Source organism: Aphanothece hegewaldii CCALA 016 (genome assembly GCF_003007785.1).
GTDB lineage: Bacteria > Cyanobacteriota > Cyanobacteriia > Cyanobacteriales > Microcystaceae > Chroococcus > Chroococcus hegewaldii.
The window spans coordinates 286,136-305,805 of record NZ_PXOH01000001.1 but is presented as its reverse complement, the minus strand read 5'-3'; the positions used below and the strand labels follow the sequence as shown (position 1 = coordinate 305,805).

18 protein-coding genes are annotated in these 19,670 nt (G+C 36.3%); 11 read left to right on the top strand and 7 right to left on the bottom strand.

The genetic code is table 11. The features are described from left to right. Window positions 1-340: 340 nt before the first annotated feature. Together C7H19_RS01445 and C7H19_RS01440 are read right to left on the bottom strand one after the other, a co-directional pair. Complete coding sequence (locus C7H19_RS01445; protein WP_106455100.1) at window positions 341-2,152, bottom strand: sensor histidine kinase; 1,812 nt, start codon at window positions 2,150-2,152, stop codon at window positions 341-343. A gap of 29 nt (window positions 2,153-2,181) precedes the next feature. Further along, window positions 2,182-4,140 (bottom strand): sensor histidine kinase, encoded by a 1,959-nt coding sequence (locus C7H19_RS01440; RefSeq protein WP_106455099.1) that lies wholly within the window; start codon window positions 4,138-4,140, stop codon window positions 2,182-2,184. A gap of 313 nt (window positions 4,141-4,453) precedes the next feature. On the opposite strand from C7H19_RS01440, the gene C7H19_RS01435 reads away from it, so the two are divergent. The 3 genes from C7H19_RS01435 to psb35 all read left to right on the top strand — a co-directional run bounded on the left by C7H19_RS01435 (window position 4,454) and on the right by psb35 (window position 6,616). Then, on the top strand, window positions 4,454-5,170 hold the full coding sequence (locus C7H19_RS01435) for a response regulator (RefSeq protein WP_106455098.1): 717 nt from the start codon (window positions 4,454-4,456) through the stop codon (window positions 5,168-5,170). Window positions 5,171-5,306: 136 nt separating this feature from the next. Continuing rightward, window positions 5,307-6,191 carry a YihY/virulence factor BrkB family protein gene (locus C7H19_RS01430; protein ID WP_106455097.1) on the top strand — a complete coding sequence of 295 codons (885 nt, stop codon included), beginning with the start codon at window positions 5,307-5,309 and terminating at the stop codon, window positions 6,189-6,191. A gap of 221 nt (window positions 6,192-6,412) precedes the next feature. Next, window positions 6,413-6,616: a photosystem II assembly protein Psb35 gene (gene psb35, locus C7H19_RS01425; protein WP_106455209.1), complete on the top strand. Its 204-nt coding sequence runs from the start codon at window positions 6,413-6,415 to the stop codon at window positions 6,614-6,616. 236 nt (window positions 6,617-6,852) lie between these two features. Here psb35 and C7H19_RS01420 read toward each other — a convergent pair whose 3' ends face one another. Further along, window positions 6,853-8,511 carry an alpha-amylase family glycosyl hydrolase gene (locus tag C7H19_RS01420; protein WP_106455096.1) on the bottom strand — a complete coding sequence of 553 codons (1,659 nt, stop codon included), beginning with the start codon at window positions 8,509-8,511 and terminating at the stop codon, window positions 6,853-6,855. Between the two features lie 459 nt (window positions 8,512-8,970). Between C7H19_RS01420 and C7H19_RS01410 the strand changes: the two genes are divergently transcribed. Further along, window positions 8,971-9,135, top strand: a complete 165-nt coding sequence (locus C7H19_RS01410) for a CsbD family protein (protein WP_106455208.1) — start codon at window positions 8,971-8,973, stop codon at window positions 9,133-9,135. Between the two features lie 227 nt (window positions 9,136-9,362). Continuing rightward, window positions 9,363-9,707, top strand: a complete 345-nt coding sequence (locus C7H19_RS01405; protein ID WP_106455095.1) for a hypothetical protein — start codon at window positions 9,363-9,365, stop codon at window positions 9,705-9,707. 104 nt (window positions 9,708-9,811) lie between these two features. On the opposite strand, the gene C7H19_RS01400 is transcribed toward C7H19_RS01405, so the two are convergent. Beyond that, the gene (locus C7H19_RS01400; RefSeq protein WP_106455094.1) at window positions 9,812-10,591 is read right to left on the bottom strand and encodes a DUF1350 family protein; all 780 of its coding nucleotides are present in this window, start codon (window positions 10,589-10,591) and stop codon (window positions 9,812-9,814) included. Window positions 10,592-10,763: 172 nt separating this feature from the next. Between C7H19_RS01400 and C7H19_RS01395 the strand changes: the two genes are divergently transcribed. Next, the gene (locus tag C7H19_RS01395; RefSeq protein ID WP_106455093.1) at window positions 10,764-11,978 is read left to right on the top strand and encodes an ABC transporter permease; all 1,215 of its coding nucleotides are present in this window, start codon (window positions 10,764-10,766) and stop codon (window positions 11,976-11,978) included. 241 nt (window positions 11,979-12,219) lie between these two features. Further along, window positions 12,220-12,555: a XisI protein gene (locus tag C7H19_RS01390; protein WP_106455092.1), complete on the top strand. Its 336-nt coding sequence runs from the start codon at window positions 12,220-12,222 to the stop codon at window positions 12,553-12,555. Here C7H19_RS01390 and kaiC read toward each other — a convergent pair. The 3 genes from kaiC to C7H19_RS01375 all read right to left on the bottom strand — a co-directional run bounded on the left by kaiC (window position 12,552) and on the right by C7H19_RS01375 (window position 15,283). Then, complete coding sequence (gene kaiC / locus C7H19_RS01385) at window positions 12,552-14,072, bottom strand: circadian clock protein KaiC (protein ID WP_106455091.1); 1,521 nt, start codon at window positions 14,070-14,072, stop codon at window positions 12,552-12,554. The genes C7H19_RS01390 and kaiC overlap by 4 nt on opposite strands. A gap of 69 nt (window positions 14,073-14,141) precedes the next feature. Further along, window positions 14,142-14,432 (bottom strand): circadian clock KaiB family protein, encoded by a 291-nt coding sequence (locus C7H19_RS01380; protein ID WP_106455090.1) that lies wholly within the window; start codon window positions 14,430-14,432, stop codon window positions 14,142-14,144. 2 nt (window positions 14,433-14,434) lie between these two features. Further along, a complete protein-coding gene (locus C7H19_RS01375) occupies window positions 14,435-15,283 on the bottom strand; it encodes a response regulator (RefSeq protein ID WP_245927205.1) in 849 nt (282 codons plus the stop codon). A gap of 330 nt (window positions 15,284-15,613) precedes the next feature. Here C7H19_RS01375 and C7H19_RS01370 point away from each other — a divergent pair, with 330 nt between their 5' ends. The 4 genes from C7H19_RS01370 (at window position 15,614) to C7H19_RS01355 (ending at window position 19,659) form a co-directional block, all read left to right on the top strand. Continuing rightward, a complete protein-coding gene (locus C7H19_RS01370; protein WP_106455088.1) occupies window positions 15,614-17,353 on the top strand; it encodes a hypothetical protein in 1,740 nt (579 codons plus the stop codon). 47 nt (window positions 17,354-17,400) lie between these two features. Further along, window positions 17,401-18,582, top strand: a complete 1,182-nt coding sequence (locus tag C7H19_RS01365; RefSeq protein WP_106455087.1) for a SpoIIE family protein phosphatase — start codon at window positions 17,401-17,403, stop codon at window positions 18,580-18,582. A 101-nt stretch (window positions 18,583-18,683) separates the two neighbouring features. Then, window positions 18,684-19,271 carry a slr1658 family protein gene (locus C7H19_RS01360; RefSeq protein WP_106455086.1) on the top strand — a complete coding sequence of 196 codons (588 nt, stop codon included), beginning with the start codon at window positions 18,684-18,686 and terminating at the stop codon, window positions 19,269-19,271. Window positions 19,272-19,323: 52 nt separating this feature from the next. After that, a complete protein-coding gene (locus C7H19_RS01355; RefSeq protein WP_342752252.1) occupies window positions 19,324-19,659 on the top strand; it encodes a slr1659 superfamily regulator in 336 nt (111 codons plus the stop codon). Window positions 19,660-19,670 lie beyond the last annotated feature (11 nt).

The window sequence follows — 19,670 nt, the reverse complement described above, 5'->3', positions numbered from 1 at the left end:
TTTTAGACAGGTTGATTACCTTTCCTGTGTCAAAATTCTACCACAAAGCCGTCATAAATGACGGGGTAGAGCAACCCAATTTTTCGATAAATATTGCCAGTATCGCCAGTGAATAAATTCACTGTCTCACAGCTAAAGTCGAGGGGCAGTAGGAGCGAACCTGCGTCGCCAGTTTAAACGCCCCGTCGGTAAAAACCGACTCATGGTAAAAATTTCAGTCCGTTTTAACGGACTTGAGCTATCAGACAGGGAATAAATTCCCTGGCAATATTAATATTCGCGTCAACTACCCAATTACATCTGCAATTTCCATCATTCCCTAGAAGTATTAAAGATAAAATCACTTTGGCCAAGTAAAATAAAAAGTTGTTCCTGAATCGGAATTTAATTCTATATCAATAATTCCGCCTTGATGATCTAAAATCTTCTTGACAATTGATAGACCGATTCCCGTATTTTCTTTAGTATCACGAGGATATAAAGTCTGAAAAATTGCAAAGATTTTTTCGTGAAATTCGGACGGAATTCCAGGACCATCATCAGCAACCGAAAATTTATAAAATTCGCCCAACTCTTCGACAGCAATAGTAATTTTTCCTTCAGCAGAATCTCGATGTTTAATTGCATTACTAATTAGATTAGCAAAAACTTGTCTTAAAGGTATTTTATGAGTTCTTAAAATTGGCATTTCTGAAGCAATAGTGATCTTAATAGTATCTGGAGGAGACAAACTATCAATAACTTCGTTAAGTAGTTTTTTAACATCAACGATTTCTATTTCATTCTTAACTCGGCCAACGCGAGAATAGGCTAATAATCCATTAATTAACTCTTCGAGTCGGTGAACTCGTCCTCTTAAAAGCGTCATTTGATAACGAGTTTCCCCAGAAAGTTCATCTGTTAAATCTTCTTCAATCCATTCCGAAAGACTTGCGATCGCTCTCAATGGTGCTTTAAGATCATGTGAAGCCACATAAGCAAATTTATCGAGTTCTTGGTTTTGTTTTTCGAGATCGGTATTAGCTTTTGCTAAAATCGAACTCAAACGAGCTAATTCATCAGCCCGTGATTGCAGTTTAGCTTTAGCCTCTTCAGTTGCGGTAATATCCCGAATAATGATCATTAATTGGGCATCGGGTTCGAGTTCACTAATTGAAATTTCTAGGGGAAAACTTGTTCGATCTTTACGATATCCTGTCGTTTGCCAACGTCGCTCCGATTGTAATAAATTAGTATGCCAAAAATTGACTTTTTCCTTTTTTTCTGCTATGGGTAAATCAGGTTCAATTAATAAAAGCGTCAAATCTTGTCCAATCACATCACAATGTTGATAGCCAAACATATCAGTAGCAGCAGGATTAAACGTTTCTATTTGATTTTTGTAGTTGATGGTGATAACCGCATCAACAATATTAGTTGTAATCGTTTCAATAAATGTTTTACTTTCGCTCAGTTGAAGTTCTCGTTCTCGTAAATCTTGATCCAATCGATTAAATAAATATACAGCCGCCCAATAAGCTGCCGCACTAATCCAAGCAGAAGACCATTGAATATAAGTTATAACTCTACGAAAATTTTCTAACTGTTCCTGTTGCCGAGTTAGTAAAGTTTGTTCTTCTGATTGTAACTGTCCAATCGTACTACGAAGCGAATCCATGACCTGTTTACCTTGAGAGAGTAAACTCAGATCACGAGGTGAGTATGTTCCTTCTGGTTGCAGTCTAAGTTCATAGATCTTTTGCTCAAGAAGATTCATTTCTTGATTAACTAATCGTTTAATTTCGTTCCATTTTGCCGATTGTTGTAAGTTATTCTGTAATAAGTTATCTAGTTCTAGTAGAATGGTCGGTATGTTTGTTTTAGCGTAGCGATAAGGAATTAGAAAATCATCTTCTCGATTAATGTGATAGCCACGAACCCCAGTTTCTGCATTTAGGAGGGACATTAGCAATTGATTACTTTTACTAATTACCGCTTCGGTATGATTGATCTGATTTAGTGTATTTAAACCGATTTGGCGTGACCAAATCCAAGCCCCTAACGTTCCCAGTAAACAAATAGCTGGAATGGCAATAATAATCGCGCCTCTATAACTAATTGGTAATCTAGACCAAGCTGAGTTATTTTTTATAATAGTAATCGGGTTAGGCATTTTAAAAGTTTTAAAAAAAAATAATTAAATTATATTTTTTTCTCCTTGATCGAAGGTGAGTTAATAACGTGTTTCAACCAAGTGAACCGGAAAGTCGCGCCTTGACCAATATCTGACTCTAGACTAATTGAACCGCCTTCCGATTCAATAATTTTTTTAACGATCGATAAACCGATACCAGTATTTTCGGTATTGTCACGCGGTTTAAGAGTTTGAAAAATTCCAAAAACCTTGTCATGATTTTCGGGTGCAATTCCAGGTCCATCATCAGAAACCGCAAATAAGAAAGCATTTTCTAGCTCTTGAATTGAAATTTCAATTAAGCCATTGGGACTTTCATGATGTTTAATTGCATTGCTGATTAAGTTAGCCAAAACCTGACTCAAAAGTAATGGTTTAGTTATTAATTGTGGGTTGATGGACGGAACCTTAATTTTAAAAGTTTTAGGAGGGGCCAGAGAATCAATGACCTCTTCAATTAAATCTTTAATATAAATCGGTTCTAGAGCAACTTCTACTCGTCCTGCACGTGAATAAATTAACATTCCATTGATCATGTCCTCCATACGATAAACTCGCTGTCGCAAAAGCTTCATTTGTTGTTGATTTTCTTCTGGGAGTTGACCGTCTAAATCATCTTCAATCCATTCCGACAAATTAGCGATCGCTCTTAAAGGTGCTTTCAAGTCATGTGATACAATATAAGCGAATTGATCGAGTTCTTGATTCCTCTTTCGGAGTAAATCAGTCGTCTGCAAAAGGATATTATTTAAGGATTTCAGTTCTTCTTCTGCTTGTTTCCTTTGGTTGATATCTTCGATTACACTAATAAAACATTTCGGTTGTGCTTTGAAATTCGTATCATAAATGAAAGAAACCGTAAGATTTACCCAGATCAACGAACCATCTTTGCGAATGTAGCGTTTTTCCATCGAATAATTAGAAATTCTTCCCGCTAATAATTGATTAGCATAATTTAGGTCAGTTTCTAAGTCTTCAGGATAAGTCACATCTTGAAAAGTCATTCCTAAGAGTTCCTCACGAGTATAACCAACGATATCACAAATTTTTTGATTCACTCGTAACCACTGACCCGTTAAACCCACATGAGCGATGCCGACTGCCGCTTGTTCAAAAGTTGCCCTAAATCTCTCTTCACCTTCTTTTAATGCTTCATCTGCTAATTTTTTTTCAGTAATATCATTCAAAGTGCCGACCATGCGAACCGTATTTCCTTTAGCATCGAACAAAAAACGACCAACGGCATCAATCCAACGGAGGGACATATCGGGTAAAACAATGCGATATTGACATCTAAAAACTTCATGATGTTTTAAAATCGCATTTTTGATTATTGCTTCTAGACGATGTATATCTTTTGGATGTACTCGGTTCGCCCAATCTTCATAGGTCCTGTGTGGTATTCCAGGTTCGTAACCAAAGATAATTTCATGTTCGGGTGTCCAATAAACTTTATTTGTTTTAAGATTCCAATCCCAAGCGGCAGTTTTTGCGGCAGCTAAGGAAAGGGCGAGACGTTCTTTATCGGTTTCGCTCTCAATTTGCGCTTTTAAAGCTTCTTGAATCTCTTGATTAATCTTGTTAACTTGTTCAGGACTTGGTAATGCTAAAGCTTGTGGAATCAGGGGATAGAGTTCTAAGGCTGTATAAACCGAGACGAGCGCTGTAATGGCTTTAATTGCTCCTGATAGCCAGTAGACGGGATACCAAAGCGTCCAAACCTCCATGACATGACTCGTACCACAGGCAGCAATAAATAAACTAAACAACCAAAAGAGTTTAGAAAACGGAACATCTTGTCGCTGACGTACAAAGTAAATCAGCATTGCTGGAATTGAATAGTAAGCTAAAGCTGTCATTGCATCAGATGTGACGTGCAATGATACTAATCCCGTTTGCCAAAGATAACAATGACCATGCGGTATATACTGACCCAAAAAAAAGACAGATAATCCAAATACTGACATAACCTTGGCTTTCCAAAAACAAACATCAAAAAACAAGATAATTCATGTTACCAAAAGCAGAATTTTTCTAAAAATTTGCTGTAGATAAATACTATTTTAGTCTTTTGGTGATCTATCTTGAGGAGTAGCCATTTAGTCTCTATCCCTAGATAGAGTTCATTCTGCTGGTAGACGCACTAATTCAAGGTTGTATTTATATAATTTGTAGGAGAGACTATAAGTTTATAGCAATCTTCACGGGACAGCTTCAGATATTGGCATTACCCTAAAATAGATTGCAACAGCCTAAGATATTAAGAGTTGATGAAAAATTATGGATAAGATTCGGATAATTGTCATTGAAGATCATGAGTTAACTCGAATTGGGTTGATTGGAGCCTTACAACGACGCGATGGAATACAGGTTGTTGGTGAAGCGAGTAATGGAATACAAGGACTTAGATTACTAGAATCTGTTAAACCTGATGTCGCTTTAGTTGATATTGGTTTACCCGATATAGACGGAATTGAACTTGTTCGACGCTTTAAAGCTGGAGTAACTGAGGAAACACCCGTAATTAAAATCTTGATGTTAACGATGCACAGAAGTCAAGATTCGGTTTTGGCGGCATTTGCGGCGGGTGCGGATTCCTACTGCATGAAAGATGTTAGCGTTGATAAATTAGCCGATGCAATTCGTTTAACCCAAGAAGGCAACCCTTGGATTGATCCTTCGATCGCTAATATTATTTTACAACAAGTTAGACAAGCTGCTCCTAATGGTGAAACACCTTTAATCTCGAAACAAATTTCCATTAATGCGGTTGACGCAGATTATCAAAAATTACTCAAAGATGATCCATTAACGGAACGAGAATTAGAGATTTTAGATCTCATTGTTGGCGGCTGTAGTAATGCTGATATTGCCGCTAAACTTTATATTACCGTGGGTACTGTTAAAACCCATGTTCGTAATATTCTCAATAAATTGGGGGCTGATGATCGAACTCAAGCTGCTGTTAGGGCTTTACGTTCGGGTTTGATTCATTAATTATTTGATGAAAAAAAGTGGGTTTGGCAACCAAACCCCACCGCTCACAGGATTTAAAATCCTGTGAAACGGCGTGCAGTGCATTCCGCACCCCTACAATCAATATAATTCATTAATCACGGAATAATATTAAACGATGAATTTAAAAACTTTATTTAGTTTATTGAAAGAAACTTTTCAAGAATGGCAAGATGATAATGCTTCTTTATTAGCTTCATCTTTAGCTTATTACACGATTTTTTCTTTAGCTCCTTTAGTAATTTTAGTAATTGCCATTGTCGGGGCTATTTTTGGTGAAGAAGCCGCCAAAGGTGAAATTGTTAGCCAAATTAGAGGTTTAGTTGGGGTAGAAGGCGCTAAAGTGATTGAATCAGCGATCGCTAATTCTGCTCAACCCAACACCAGTCGATGGGCTTCTTTTATTAGTGTTGTTGTGCTTTTTTTTGGTGCGTCGGGTGTTTTTGGTCAATTACAAGATGCTTTAAATACGATTTGGAATGTTAAAGTTAAACCTGGATTAAACATTACTAATTTAATTAAAAAGCGTATTTTGTCCTTTACGGCTGTCATAGGAATTGGCTTTTTACTATTAGTTTCATTAGTGATAAATGCGGCTATAGCGGCTTTAAATCATTATCTTAGTGGATTTTTACCTGGTGGTGATTTTATTTGGCAATTCCTAAACTTTGCTCTTTCTTTTGCTGTTGTTACCTTCTTATTTGCTTTGATGTACAAATTTTTACCCGATGTTCATATTACATGGCGTGATGTAACAGTTGGTGCAATTATTACAGCTTTTCTTTTTACGATTGGAAAATCTTTATTAGGAGCTTATTTAGGAAGTGGGAGTTTTGGTACGACTTATGGGGCTGCGGGTTCTTTAGTCGTTATTCTATTATGGGTTTATTATTCAGCGCAGATTCTTTTCTTTGGTGCAGAATTTACCCAAATTTATGCCAAGAAATATGGCTCTCAAATTGTTCCTAATGATTTTGCGGTACATATGGGCGATAAGAAGTAGATTTCCCTACAAACAAGTGTTGCTAGTTAATAGGGTGAGTAAGACTCACCTTTTTTATTTTTCATTCTTAAGATAGATTAATTTTGTTTTTGATTAAATCTATAGAGATAAAAAAAAGAGTACTTTTTCTGTAATTTTACTTCAATAAGATAGATGAATTATTTTTATGTAATCTGTAATATAGGATTAGTAAAAAGAAAAATTTAGGAGTATAATTTATGATGAATTTATTAATGGATGTAGCCGCTAATCCTAATGCACCTGAGTATTCTGTATCTTTGTTGTTAGTAATGGTTATTGGTTTTGTTGCTGCTGCTGGAATTGGTTCGATTGCTTGGTATAACTCCAAACGTCCTTTAGGTTGGGAAGATAAAGAGCGTCCTGAAATTGTGCCTGATGTACCTAAAGTAGATTTAGATCAATAATAATAATAAATTTGTAGGGGTTTGGTCTCCAAACCCAAAAAGAAGATGTAAGGGTTTGGTCTCCAAACCCAAATTGTGTATTTTATTAATTTTAAAACTGCTATATTTACATTGATTTTAGTAATTATTAAAACATTAATATTACCTAAAAATGCCTGAGCGCGGCGGAGTAACAAATAGGGTTTGGTTTCCAAACCCCTACAATTCTAATTGATATAAATTTGATATTAAAACAGTTATTGCCAGACAAATACTTTAGCTTCGTATGGTCCTAAATCAGTCATTAATTGACCATTTCCTGACTCTATATCATAATTACCTGTCCATTCATGCCAAATCCCATCAGCCGGAAAATTAGGTACTGTATAACCCCCCAGAAATTGATCTGAAAAATTAGCAACAACAACAACTCTTGATCCTTCATCATTCCAACGGGTATAAGCAAGAACTTTCGCTTCTGGGTTTTCGTGGAAGAAATCAATATTACCTGTTTGTAAGGCTTTATTTTCTTTCCGCAAAGCAATCAAACCTTTGTAATATTCAAAACAGCTACGATTGAGATCATTTTTTAATAATGTCCAATCAATTTTAGCTTGATCGATGGTTTTATATTTATATTCCCCGAATTCTTCACCCATCCAAATCATCGGAATACCAACAGAAGTCATCACCAAAGCTAACCCCAATTTTTTACGACGAAATGCGTCTTCATCGAAAATATTGCGATCGCCTAATTCCGCCATAATCCGATTATGATCATGATTGGTGAGATAGTTAACAACATTTGTCAAACCCATAAAACCGCGTCGTTTAGGTTCAATAACACTTTTTAGTTGTTCTAAATCAAAAGTTTCACCCGTAATATGAGCAACAACTGTATGATAAAAACTATCCTGCCAACATCCATCCATCGGGCCATCCATATTCGTAATAGTTGGCGTTTCGGGGATATATTCAGCAACACTATAAAACGGTTTTGCACCTGCGGCTTTTTTACTTTCTTCGACCATCCAATTCATAAAATCGTAGTTATCGACGTATTTAGCTGCATCGTAGCGAATACCATCAATATGATATTCTTTAATCCAAAAAATAATCCCGTCACCAATAAATCGACGTGCAGGATAAGTATCTAAATTCTCGTCATAATGCTCATAATTAAATTCTGGTCCCCAATTTTCTTCGGGATTTTTTGGGGAATGATGATACCAATAATCATGATCAATTTGGGTTAAAGGTGCGGATGATTCAGAATGATTATAAACCCCATCCATGATGACACGAATACCCCGTCCGTGACATTCATCGATTAACTGTTTTAACTCTTTTGTTGTACCGTAACTGCTTTCTGGTGCGAAATAATGACGCGGATTATATCCCCAACTATAATCCCCTGGATACTCTTTAATCGGCATTAATTCTAGGGTATTAATCCCCAAGTCCGACAAATAATCTAACTTTTCGGTAACGTGTTTAAATTGTCCTCTAGCATGGGGATCATCTTCACCCCCTGAAAAATCAGCCACGTGCATTTCATAGATTACCATTTCATGATCCGCAGGTAATGGCTTATCATCATGTTGCCAGACATAATCATCGACGATCGCTTCACCATCTTTAATTTTTATAATGGCATTTTCTTCGGAACTCATCCCATCGATATCGGGTGCATAGGGATCAGTGACATCTACCCATTGTTGAGGTTCAAAAAACCAAGAGTTAGATTGTACCCGAAATTTATATTTATAAACACCGTCTTCTAAATCAACCGTTGTACGGAAATATCCATCATCACTTTTTTCCATTGGAATTTCTTCCCAGTCGGAAAAAGAAGCAAGTAAAGCCGCTTTTTCATTATATGGAGCAAATAGCTTAAATTCAATTGGATTAGCCATAAATAATCGTCTTTTTGATGAGATTAGATTGTTTGTTATACGTTTTTATTATTGCGAGTCTTGACTTTTTCTAAACCTAACCTAAGATATATGACCTAAGAAATATTAAGATAAAAATTATTTATACTTTTTATATATTTATACAGGTTTTTTGATAATTTATTAGCTTTACATCTTTAGATAGATACATTCATCAACTTTACGATAGAGAGGGTTATTAACTTGTTTGGACTATATTGATGGGTATATAAACAAAAGATTAAGGAATCTAAAAAAATGAGTGTTGAAAAAAGAGCTAAAGCAATTGCTAAAAATCTTGAAGGTCAAGCACAAGAATTTATCGGTGAAGTGACTGGAAATGATCAAAATGTGGCTATCGGACAAGCTAAACAAGCCGAAGCAGAAATTCGTCACCAAGATGCAAAATTTGTTGATGAAAATGTTAGTGAGACAACAGATATAGGAAACAGACTGAAAGCGACTGCTAAAAATATAGAAGGAAAAGTTCAAGAATTCGTCGGTGATGTTACAGGCGATCCTCAAACTAAAGCTGAAGGACAAGCGAAACAAGCTGAAGCCAATTTACGCCATACTGTTGAGGATATCAAAGACAATTTTAGATAAATTAGATTTATAAAAATCCTAGATCAAATTAGTTAAACGGGTGGCACTGCTCACCTTTTTTTATGTAAAATGGCTTTAAATGGTCAATAAACACATTTAAAATTATTCATCAAATCTATCTAAATATATAAAAAAAGTTTTGATTTAAGTACCCTAAGATAGATGCTGAAAAGAGAAAAATTAAACAATAATATTATTAAATCAATAAAATACTTGGTAAAAAAATTATGTCAGATCCCAGAGTTGAACAAGATACTTATGATAGAGGTATTGTACCTGCCGAAACTGCTGCACGTAAAGAGCGTGAAGGCGAAGATTTTAAACATATTCCCGATACAGACAACCCATCAATTGATACAACCGGTGGCTACACTGTAGATCGTGAAGGATTATTAAATAATTACGCAGTTGAGCCAGAAATGTACTACGAAGAACCAGGCGACGCAGCCGCAATAGAAGCACAAGAAAAAGCGGAAAGAAAAGCAACATTAGAAGATGCTAATGATCATGATGAATCTGGTAAATTAACTGAGGAAAAAGATTCACGCGGTAAAGGTGTAGGAATTATTTAACGCTACAACAAAATTTTTGACTCGATTTATCTCCTCCAATGACTTTCAAAAAATAATTTTTACATGAGCTATCTCCGAAAGGCACAAATTATGTGTCTTTTTTATTATTTAAAAAACTTTTCAGGATTGAGCCATCGTAAGACTTCATCTCTAAGACGATAGACATCACGAGAAAATTCTTTTTTGAACCATTGTCCGACGGCATCAAATGGGGTAAAAATTTCACCCGCTTTCCAATCCATTTCTTGTCCAAGTGGTGTTAAATGATTACCAGGTAAATTAAGCGATGCGATCATATTTGGAAAACGAGACATTAAAATCGGATTGAGAATTGATGTTTGATCGATATCATCATTAGAAAAACGGATTAAAAGATTACGACGGACTAAATAATTTTTAGCAATAATATCTTGAGTTTCTTCAGGTGATGGGACAAATTCTAAATTTAATGTTTTGACATCAAGGGCTAATGGCTCAATAAAAGGAATGGCACGCTTGACGGGATAATTATTAAAAGAAATTAAAATGTTACCGTCTCGTTCTACCTGAAACAAACTTCCGATCAACAAATGCAGTTTACAGCCCATACTATGCCCCATACCATAAATTGGAAGATAGCCCGGTTTGAGTTTTCCAGTCGATTGAAGCCGTTCTAAAATAGATTCAAAACGATTGAGAACACTCAGCGCGATCGCACTATGATCCAGTGTATTGACAAACGGTGTAGCTATAACCGCATAACCAGATTTACCGAGATTTTCTAAAAGCCAACGATAAGTAATATGAGGTGCTGTTGCGACAAATGCTCCTCCTAAAAAGTGGACAATTCCCACAGGTTGTCGAGGAATTAAGACCCAACTACCGGACATCTCTTGCCAATACATATTAATTCATCACCAAAAATTCCCCCTTAAATATTATGGCGTAAAACAATATGACTTTGATTGACACCCGACATTTCCAGAGGTTAGCGAATACTATAGAAACAGTGCTGTTTATTCTTTGTCAGTTTTGGTTCGTTCAAACATGGATTAGCATTTATCAAGAAGGAAAACGATGGACATTAAAGAGCATTTCAAAATGGCATTTTCAGCCATAATGAGCAATAAATTGCGAAGTATTCTGACAATGCTTGGTATTACGGTTGGGAACGCTTCAGTAATTGCTATGGTTGGAATTGGTGAAGGAACTCAACGCTTAACCGCCGAACAATTCGCTACATTGGGGCCAAATGTGTTATTTGTGAGTCTAACGTCTCGTAATATTCGTAGTGCGATTCCTAATGCGCGTCCTTTGGTGTTGTCGGATGCTGAAGCGATCGAAAAGCAAATCCCAAATATTGTTGCTGTTTCGCCCGAACTTTTTGGCCAATTTATGTTGACAAATGGACAAAAAAATGCTATTACTTCGATTGTCGGTACATCTCCAGAATATCTACAAGTCAGAAATTTTCAGATCAAAAAAGGACGTTTTCTGAATGCAAATGACTTAAGACGAAATAATCGAGTTGTGGTTTTAGGCTCTCAAGTTGCACAAGATTTATTTGAAAAACAAGATCCTATTGGCGAACAAATACGGATTAAAAATATTAGTTTTGAAGTAATTGGAGTCATGCGCTCTAAAGGTGCTTTATTCGGAACAAATCAAGATAATCAGGTTTTAGTACCACTAACGACGATGGCGCATCAATTACAGGGAAAAACATCTATCTATGGTGTGAGACTTCATTTACTGGCGGTTTTAGTCAAAGATAAAAGTCAGCTAGAAGCAGCACAATTTCAAATTAAAAACTTTATCCGTTTGAGACATCAAGTTAATTTTGATGATTATGTTAAAGTCGTTCCTCAACAAACAGTGATGGATCTAGCTACCCAAACCAATGAAGGATTAACCAGAATGTTAGCAGCGATCGCTAGTATTTCTTTATTTGTTGGTGGTATTGGTGTGATGAATATTATGCTCGTTTCAGTCACCGAAAGAACTCAAGAAATCGGTTTACGCAAAGCATTAGGCGCAAAAGAAAAAGATATTTTATTACAATTTTTGATTGAAGCCGTTATTTTAGCTATTACAGGTGGTGCGATCGGTACATTTGTTGGTGTTGGCGGTATGGTTTTTGCCCAAACCTTTTCGATGATGTATACCAGTGTTTCGGTTCCCGCAATTATCGCTACTTTGGGTGTTTCTGGGGGAATTGGCTTGATTTTTGGGGTTATTCCAGCGCGTCGTGCTGCGAGTCTCGATCCTGTGGATGCTCTGAGACGATCTTAGATTGATATAACCTAAGTCATTAGCCAGTATATTAATATCGCCAGTGAATGAATTCACTGTCTAATAAACAAAGTCCATTAAAATGGACTAAAAACCCTTTATATAAGTAGGTGGGAATCATTAAACGAACAAACAATGAAAGCAATATTAATATACTAATCATTACCGTAATAATTTGTTAATTTCCAGATAATCCCTAGCAATATTAATATACTTTAATCGAAAGCGAGGTTATTACACAATGGACACCCTAAATAAATATTCAGAAATTCTTGAAAATATTTTGCGTGATTATGCCAGAATTCCTTATTCGTATGGCGAACTTGAAAGAAGATTACTCATTGATCACCAAAGTCATAATTATGCGTTAATTACCCAAGGTTGGCAACTGGAAAAACGTGTACATGGATGTTTAATTCATGTTGAGATAAAGAATAATAAAATCTGGATACAAAGAGATGGTACAGAAGATGGGATTGTTGATGAATTAATGGCCGCAGGTATCCCTAAAGAACATATTGTTTTAGCTTTTTATTCTCCTGAAATCAGACAACATACTGAGTTTGCAGTCAACTAACTACCTTCTTCAAATAAACCGCTAATTCGTTCGACTTCGGTTTGTGCGGTGTACATGGGAGTACCAGCAAGAATACCAGTAACATTTCTAAACGGTTGACCGATGTGCATTCCTTGGTGATCTATTGAAAACTCTCTAATATCTTTATCGTGCATTGATCCCCGCATTTTTAAAACAGTAATTCCTCGGCGCATTTCTCCATACATTTCTACATAACGAAGTAGAATAATTGAGTCAGTAATCGTGGAAATATGAGCCTCAGTAATCGATGATCCACCGAGTAGAGTAGGAGTTGTCGAGGTAAATAAGCCGCCCACTTCTTTTTGTTTAATAAACGAGGTTAAAGCAATAATAAATTCTCGAAATCCTTTGAGGGTAGAAACTCGTTCTAAAGCCGAAAGACTATCAACAGCAACTCGGTTAGGTTTGAATTCTTCGATGATTTCTTTCATATTAATCAAATGATTTTCTAACCCCGTTGTCTCAGGATAGCGACAGACAACCTTTAGCTTACCTTCTTTTTCCATGCGTTGAAAATCAACACCCCAGCCCGTCGCATTTCTAAATAACTGTTCTCGACTCTCCTCAAAAGCAAACACTAAACAACGTTCCCCATTAGAAACACCACCCGCCATAAATTCTGTCACCATGAGGGTTTTACCTGTTCCCGTCGCACCAGAAACCAAAATAATCGAATCTCGGAAAAAACCACCCCCACACATTTTATCGAGTTCGGCACTACCAGAGGTAATTCGCACATTAGAGGATTTTTGTTCAAGTTCGATCGCCGATAAAGGAATAATCACAACGCCTTGATTGGGGATAATTGTAAAAGGAAATTCCCCCTTTTGATGATCAGTACCGCGATATTTCAAGATTTCGATCGTACGGCGACGTTTTTCATCGGCTAGTACATTTCGCAAAATCACCACATTATCGGCGACAAATTCTTCAACACCGTAGCGACTAATATCGCCATATTCTTCGGTGCGTTCGGCGGTCATAATAGAAGTTACTTCCAGTTCTCGTAAGGCTGAGGCAAGTCGAAAGAGGTCACTACGAACTTGTGCGCTATCGGTCAAATGATTGAAAATAGCCCCTAAAGAGTCCATCGAAACTCGTTTAGCGTTGTATTTACGAATGGCATATTCAATTCGAGCGATCAATGCTCCTAAGTCATATTCTCCTGTAACGAGGGGACGTTCGCCAGGTTGAGGAGACGCATCGACAAACGCCCATTTTCCCGCTTCTTCCCATTGACGGATATTCCAGCCAAAACCCCTCATATTGCGTCGTAAAGCCTTTGGCGGTTCTTCAAAAGTTACAAAAACGCCATTTTCTTCTTTTTTTAGCCCTTCAGCTAAAAACTGACAAGCAAAGACGGTTTTTGCACTTCCGGCGGTTCCTGCGATTAATGTAGCCCGGCCTTTCGGTAGTCCACCTTCAGACAAAAAATCAAACCCCGGAATTCCTGTTTCTAACTTCTCGATAAACTCCTGATCTTTGGCTTGGTTCATTAATCTTTATGTGAATAAATCTTATAAGCTCATTTTGCCTGTTTCTGTGTACCTTGCCAAGAAAGTCTTCTAGTTAAATTCCGCATCATAGCGCATGATATCTAGACCAAGTATCACTTTTTGTCGATCCGTGAGATCACCGATAATCCTTTGTAAAGGTGGGGGAAGTTGTTTAATTAAGGTAGGGGTGACAAGAATTTTTTCTTGTTCGGCTAGTTGGGGTTGTTCGAGAACATCAATGATTTCTACGATGTATTGATCGTCTAGTTCTTCTTTGCAAATGCGAAAGAGATTAGCGATCGCTCGTTGTGATTTGATTGAATTACCCGTAATGTATAGTTTCAATGTATATTTATTCATAGCTATGATCGGGGATTAGTCTTAGTAGCAAGGTGGATATTACTTAGTCCGATGTAATATTTTCGATAAAAAGAAGCAAGATGACCCATTAACTCTAACACCATAATTCTGCCTTCACTGACATAGGCTTGGGCTTTTGCTAAAGTAACATCTTGATTTTTCTCTTTTAACGTAATTGTATGGATTTCTACAACATCCCTAGGGCTGGCTTTGAGAAAACCTAATTTGTTGGCGAGGGTTCGGAGTTGCTCAGAAATATCATAATCAACTTTGTAGGCTTTTTTTTCTAAGGCTAAATCTAGTAAATTTCCGTAGGTTTGCACTAATTCACCGAATAACTCAGGAACACTTTGTCTGAGGAGTTCTGCACCAAACATTCTCGCTGTAATACTGGTATTTGTCTCAATAATTTCTTCTAATTCAATAAATTCTAATTCTTGTTGTCTAGATTGGATTTGTTCTAATTTGATGATGTGGTTACGTCGTTCGATGGCGATCCGAATTTGGTAAATTAGTAAATTACAGTCTAAATGTTCGGTTCTCAGATGTCCATCAGCCCCTAATTGTAAAGCTTGTATAATTAAATTTTCATTGGTTTTATCGGTGTAAACAATAATGGGCAGTTGCGGAAATTGTTCTCGAAGCTGATTTAATGTTTTTACATCTTCCCCATTAGAGATCATTAAATCGAATAAAATTACATTAAATATTTCTTTAGATAGTTGATTTAGTCCCTCTTCTAACGTTTTGCTACAAGTTAGAGTAAAAGAAATATCTTGAGCCAAAGAACAGTCATCCGCCTGAGATAATAATTTCTGTATTAACCGAACAACGGCTGAATGATGACTCATTAATAAAACTTTACAAATATCGGGCATAAATTATAGATAACTGGCTTTCTCGCCAACCAATAATATTTTATTTTTATTTTTGAATGATGTAGTGGGAACAAAAACACAACAAATATGAATCAGAACACAACAGACAGCAAGAGCGAATAATGCTGACTATTCTCGTCTATTGGTTAGATTTATTTCCTTTAAGTGCATTCGTTGTAAAATTTGACTGATATCTCTTGTCATCCTAACATCAATAATTCTACAGAAGTACCTCGGTTTGTTTTTTTTGATCAGACTTGCTTCGAGTTAAGATAGAGCAGGTAGTATCCTAGATGCTGTGCGATGTCTTTACCTTCAAACCGTCCCTATAAAAGCCGCTTTTTTAACTTTCTCAATCGTTATTCGATACGATTTAAAGAAAAGGCGGGCGTAGCTTGGCGTAATGCGGCTCAAACAAGCGTAGAATGGGGTGTACAGATTTTATTGTATCCCGTTTATTTATTTGTACAAGCGGGACGGTTTGCCCAACGTCAGCTAAAACAAACCGCGAGAAACATTCCTCGTTTAATTGCCAGTCGTCTGAAAAAAGAAACAACAGCGCCACTAGATGATTTACTTCTTCCCACAGAACGGGTTTTAGATGCAATAATTCCCAAGAAAACAGGCGAAGAAAAACTTTTAATTATTCATCACTTGCAGTCAAAAACTCCTTTTTTTTCACTCCAAGAACCATCATATTTAGCCATTTCTCAAACTTCTAATAGTTCTTTAGTCGCCAACTCCTATCAAATTCAAGGAATTGTTTCTCTTATTGATAGTCATCGGTTAGCGATCGTTACCACTGAAAATGTTGTTTTAGATATTTTAACCAACGAACAACAAAAAATTTTAGAAGATCGTATACGTTTAGAAATTGCGAACTATTGGTACGAAAAAAGACTACGCACAAAATATATACGGAAAACACCTGGACTAATGCCGAGTTTTAGAAAAACTTGGCCAAATATTTTACCACCTGTACGATGGTTTTGGCGGATTATGCGTTGGGAACAAACCAGCGATATTGCGAAGGAAATTAACTTATTTGGGGAATCTTCTCTGGTTCCGATAGAACCGTCTCCATCTGAGTTAATGCCACCACAATTTTTATTTGTTATAGATGAAAAACTAGCTGTAATTGAGGAAAAAGACTTAATTTCTTTAACGCAATGGTTACAACGAACCTTAATGCAATCGCCATCGGAACTGGCAGAATCACCAATTTGGAAGATACAAGTTTTAATACGGGCTGCGGTTGATTATTTCTTTGGACAACAACAAGAAATTTTAACATTAAACAAAGAACAACCTATTTTACCAGGTACGGCATCCAGTCAAAAAATCTTAGAAGCAGTCAAAGAAACGGGTTCACAATGGTTATATACGATAGGCGATCGCATCAACAATCGTCTTAGTGATGAATCAACCAACCCAGAAGCAGATCCTTTTACAATTCAAGTTTTAATTAAATCTGCACTTTCATATTACCTCGCTTTGGAAGAACCCAAACTCAAACCCCAAGACATACCCCAAGATATCCCGCAAATCCCATCTATGGAACCAACAGAACCCGATCCTTGGTTATCTTGGCAGGATTTATTTACCCCCGCCACCCAAGTCAATCAATCTGTTCTTGAAACGCCATCTGTAACCGCTTTACCGGCTGCATCTACTCCTCAACTTCAAAAGTCCCAACCCGTCAAAATAAAAGAAAAAGCAACCCCTAAAGCCCTCCGAAAAGTTGCTCCCAAACCCTCGTCTATTGCCCCTGTAGCCACGTCTGCGCCCCCTGTTGATGCGAAAAAGCCTCAAAGTGTTAATGAAAGTGTTAATCAGCCTTTTCCTACTTCTTATAACAACACAGAGTCAGATTGGCCAGATTGGGTCGAAATTAAAGCCACGCCTACAGGGTATCAGAAACACTTCTTAGAAAGCCTTTTAGGATGGTTTGATCAGATTATTCTCTGGATTGAAGAATTAATTATTAAAATTTGGCTGATGTTTCGCCATAAAAAACGAAATAGAAAAAAAAATCAACGATAATTTAAGATTGCAGTAGGCTAGTTTAAATAATAAAGATAGAAAAAATCTTGAGTTATACTACGATCACCGTTTTACTTATTGATGATCAACTGATGGTTGGTGAAGCCATTCGTCAAATTTTGGCTAAACACGAAGATATTATTTATTACTACTGTCAGGATGCAACCAAAGCCTTAAAAATGGCACAAGAGATCCAGCCTACGGTTATTTTACAAGATCTGGTCATGCCCGATTTAGACGGATTAACCCTCGTGCGTTTTCTGCGGGCAAAAGATGCAACCACTCGTGATATTCCTCTCATTGTCCTTTCGAGTAATGAAGATCCAATTATTAAGGCTAAAGCTTTTGAATTAGGGGCGAATGATTATTTAGTCAAGTTACCAGATGCAGTGGAAATGGTGGCACGAATTCGCTATCATTCCCAAGCCTATATTAACCTACTCAAACGCAAAGAAGCTGAAGAACGATTAAAAGAAGAAAATTTACGTTTAAGTGCCGAACTTGAAATTACACGACGCTTACAACAAATGATTTTACCCAAAGACAAAGAATTAAAGCAAATTCATGATTTAGAAATTGCGGGCTATATGGAACCTGCATCGGATGTTGGGGGTGATTATTATGATGTATTGTGTCATAATGGTGGGTTAAAAATTGGCATTGGTGATGTTACTGGACATGGACTCGAAAGCGGTGTTGTAATGATCATGGTACAAACGGCAATTCGTACCTTAATGAATCAAAATGAGCAAGATCCAGTTAAGTTTTTACAGGTAATCAACCAAACGATTTATGATAATGTACAACGGATTAATTCTGATAAAAATTTAACCCTTGTTTTGCTAGACTACAAAGATCATCGTCTTCGTTTGAGTGGACAGCATGAGTCGGTTATTATTGTTCGCAATGAGGGAAAAGTTGAATTAATTGATACGATCAATTTAGGATTTCCTCTAGGTTTAGTAGAAGATATCAGCGAGTTTTTGCATGAAACGGAAATTTACTTAGAAACGGGTGATATAGTTGTTCTCTATACTGATGGAATTACGGAAGCTGAAAACGAATGGGGAGAATTATACGGACTAGAAAGACTTTGTGAAATAGTCAGTCAAAGTTGGCTTTTTTCTGCACATGAAATCAAACAGATTATTGTTAATGATGTTCGTCGTCATATTAGTGGAAATACTGTTTACGATGATCTGACTCTTGTGGTAATTAAACAACAATAACAATTAAGTCTTGCGGTTTGCCAAAATTGTTACTTTTTTGGTGATTTATGGGTAATCTAACCTTAGAAAAGTAATAACTGTTATGATGCGATCGCCAAGCAATGATACAAATTTATGGAGATTATGAAGAAGAACTTCTCGTCAATCAACAATTTTTATTGATTAGTTTTGCCCCTAGTTCAATTCCCCTTAAGCAACGTTGGCGAAATAATGGTTTATCGGCTGATTTTGTCGCTGATTATATGGGAACTTTTTTTCCCATCAGTGAAGACGATCCCAGTACGATTAAAAAACAAGCTGAATTAAAAAGTGCTGTCAGCTATATTGCAAATGAGTTACTAGAAAATGCTATGAAGTTTCATGATCAATCTTCGGAATATCCCATTAAATTTGGCATTCATTTGCTTAATGAGACAATTATTCTTTTTTCTAAGAATTGTATAGAATTAGCCATCTTAGAACGGTTTCAAAGTGTTATTAAAGAATTACTAGAATCGGATTTAGGAGAACTTTATATACAGCAATTAGAAAAAGTAGCTGAAGCTGAACAGGAAAATTATACAACGAATTCAGGACTAGGATTAATTACAATTATGTATGATTATTTGGCGAAATTAGGTTGGAAAATTGAAACACTATCGGCATCAAAAGTTACAATTGTAACAACGATGGTTCAGTTAACCGCTTAAAATAAATTCTGACAAAACTCTCGATTTGAAACACTAGAAGATTATGGAAATAATGCACGATAATTATTGTATTGATTATGATTCACCAACAACTACTATTATTTTTAAAGGCTCTCTAAGACTTAGTGGAATGGAAGATTATTCACCCATTGCTAATTTACTTGAAGATGTAGCTTTACAAAATAAACCTTTGATCACCATAGATTTAAAAGGATTAGAATTTTTAAATAGTTCGGGTATTAGTATGCTCTCTAAATTTGTAATTAATATTCGTAAACTAAACAAAAGTCAGCTATTAATTAAAGGATCAGATAATGTCCCTTGGCAAGGAAAATCGTTAAAAAATTTACAACGTTTGATGCCTAGTCTCATTTTAGAAATTAGTTAAACAATTGAGCA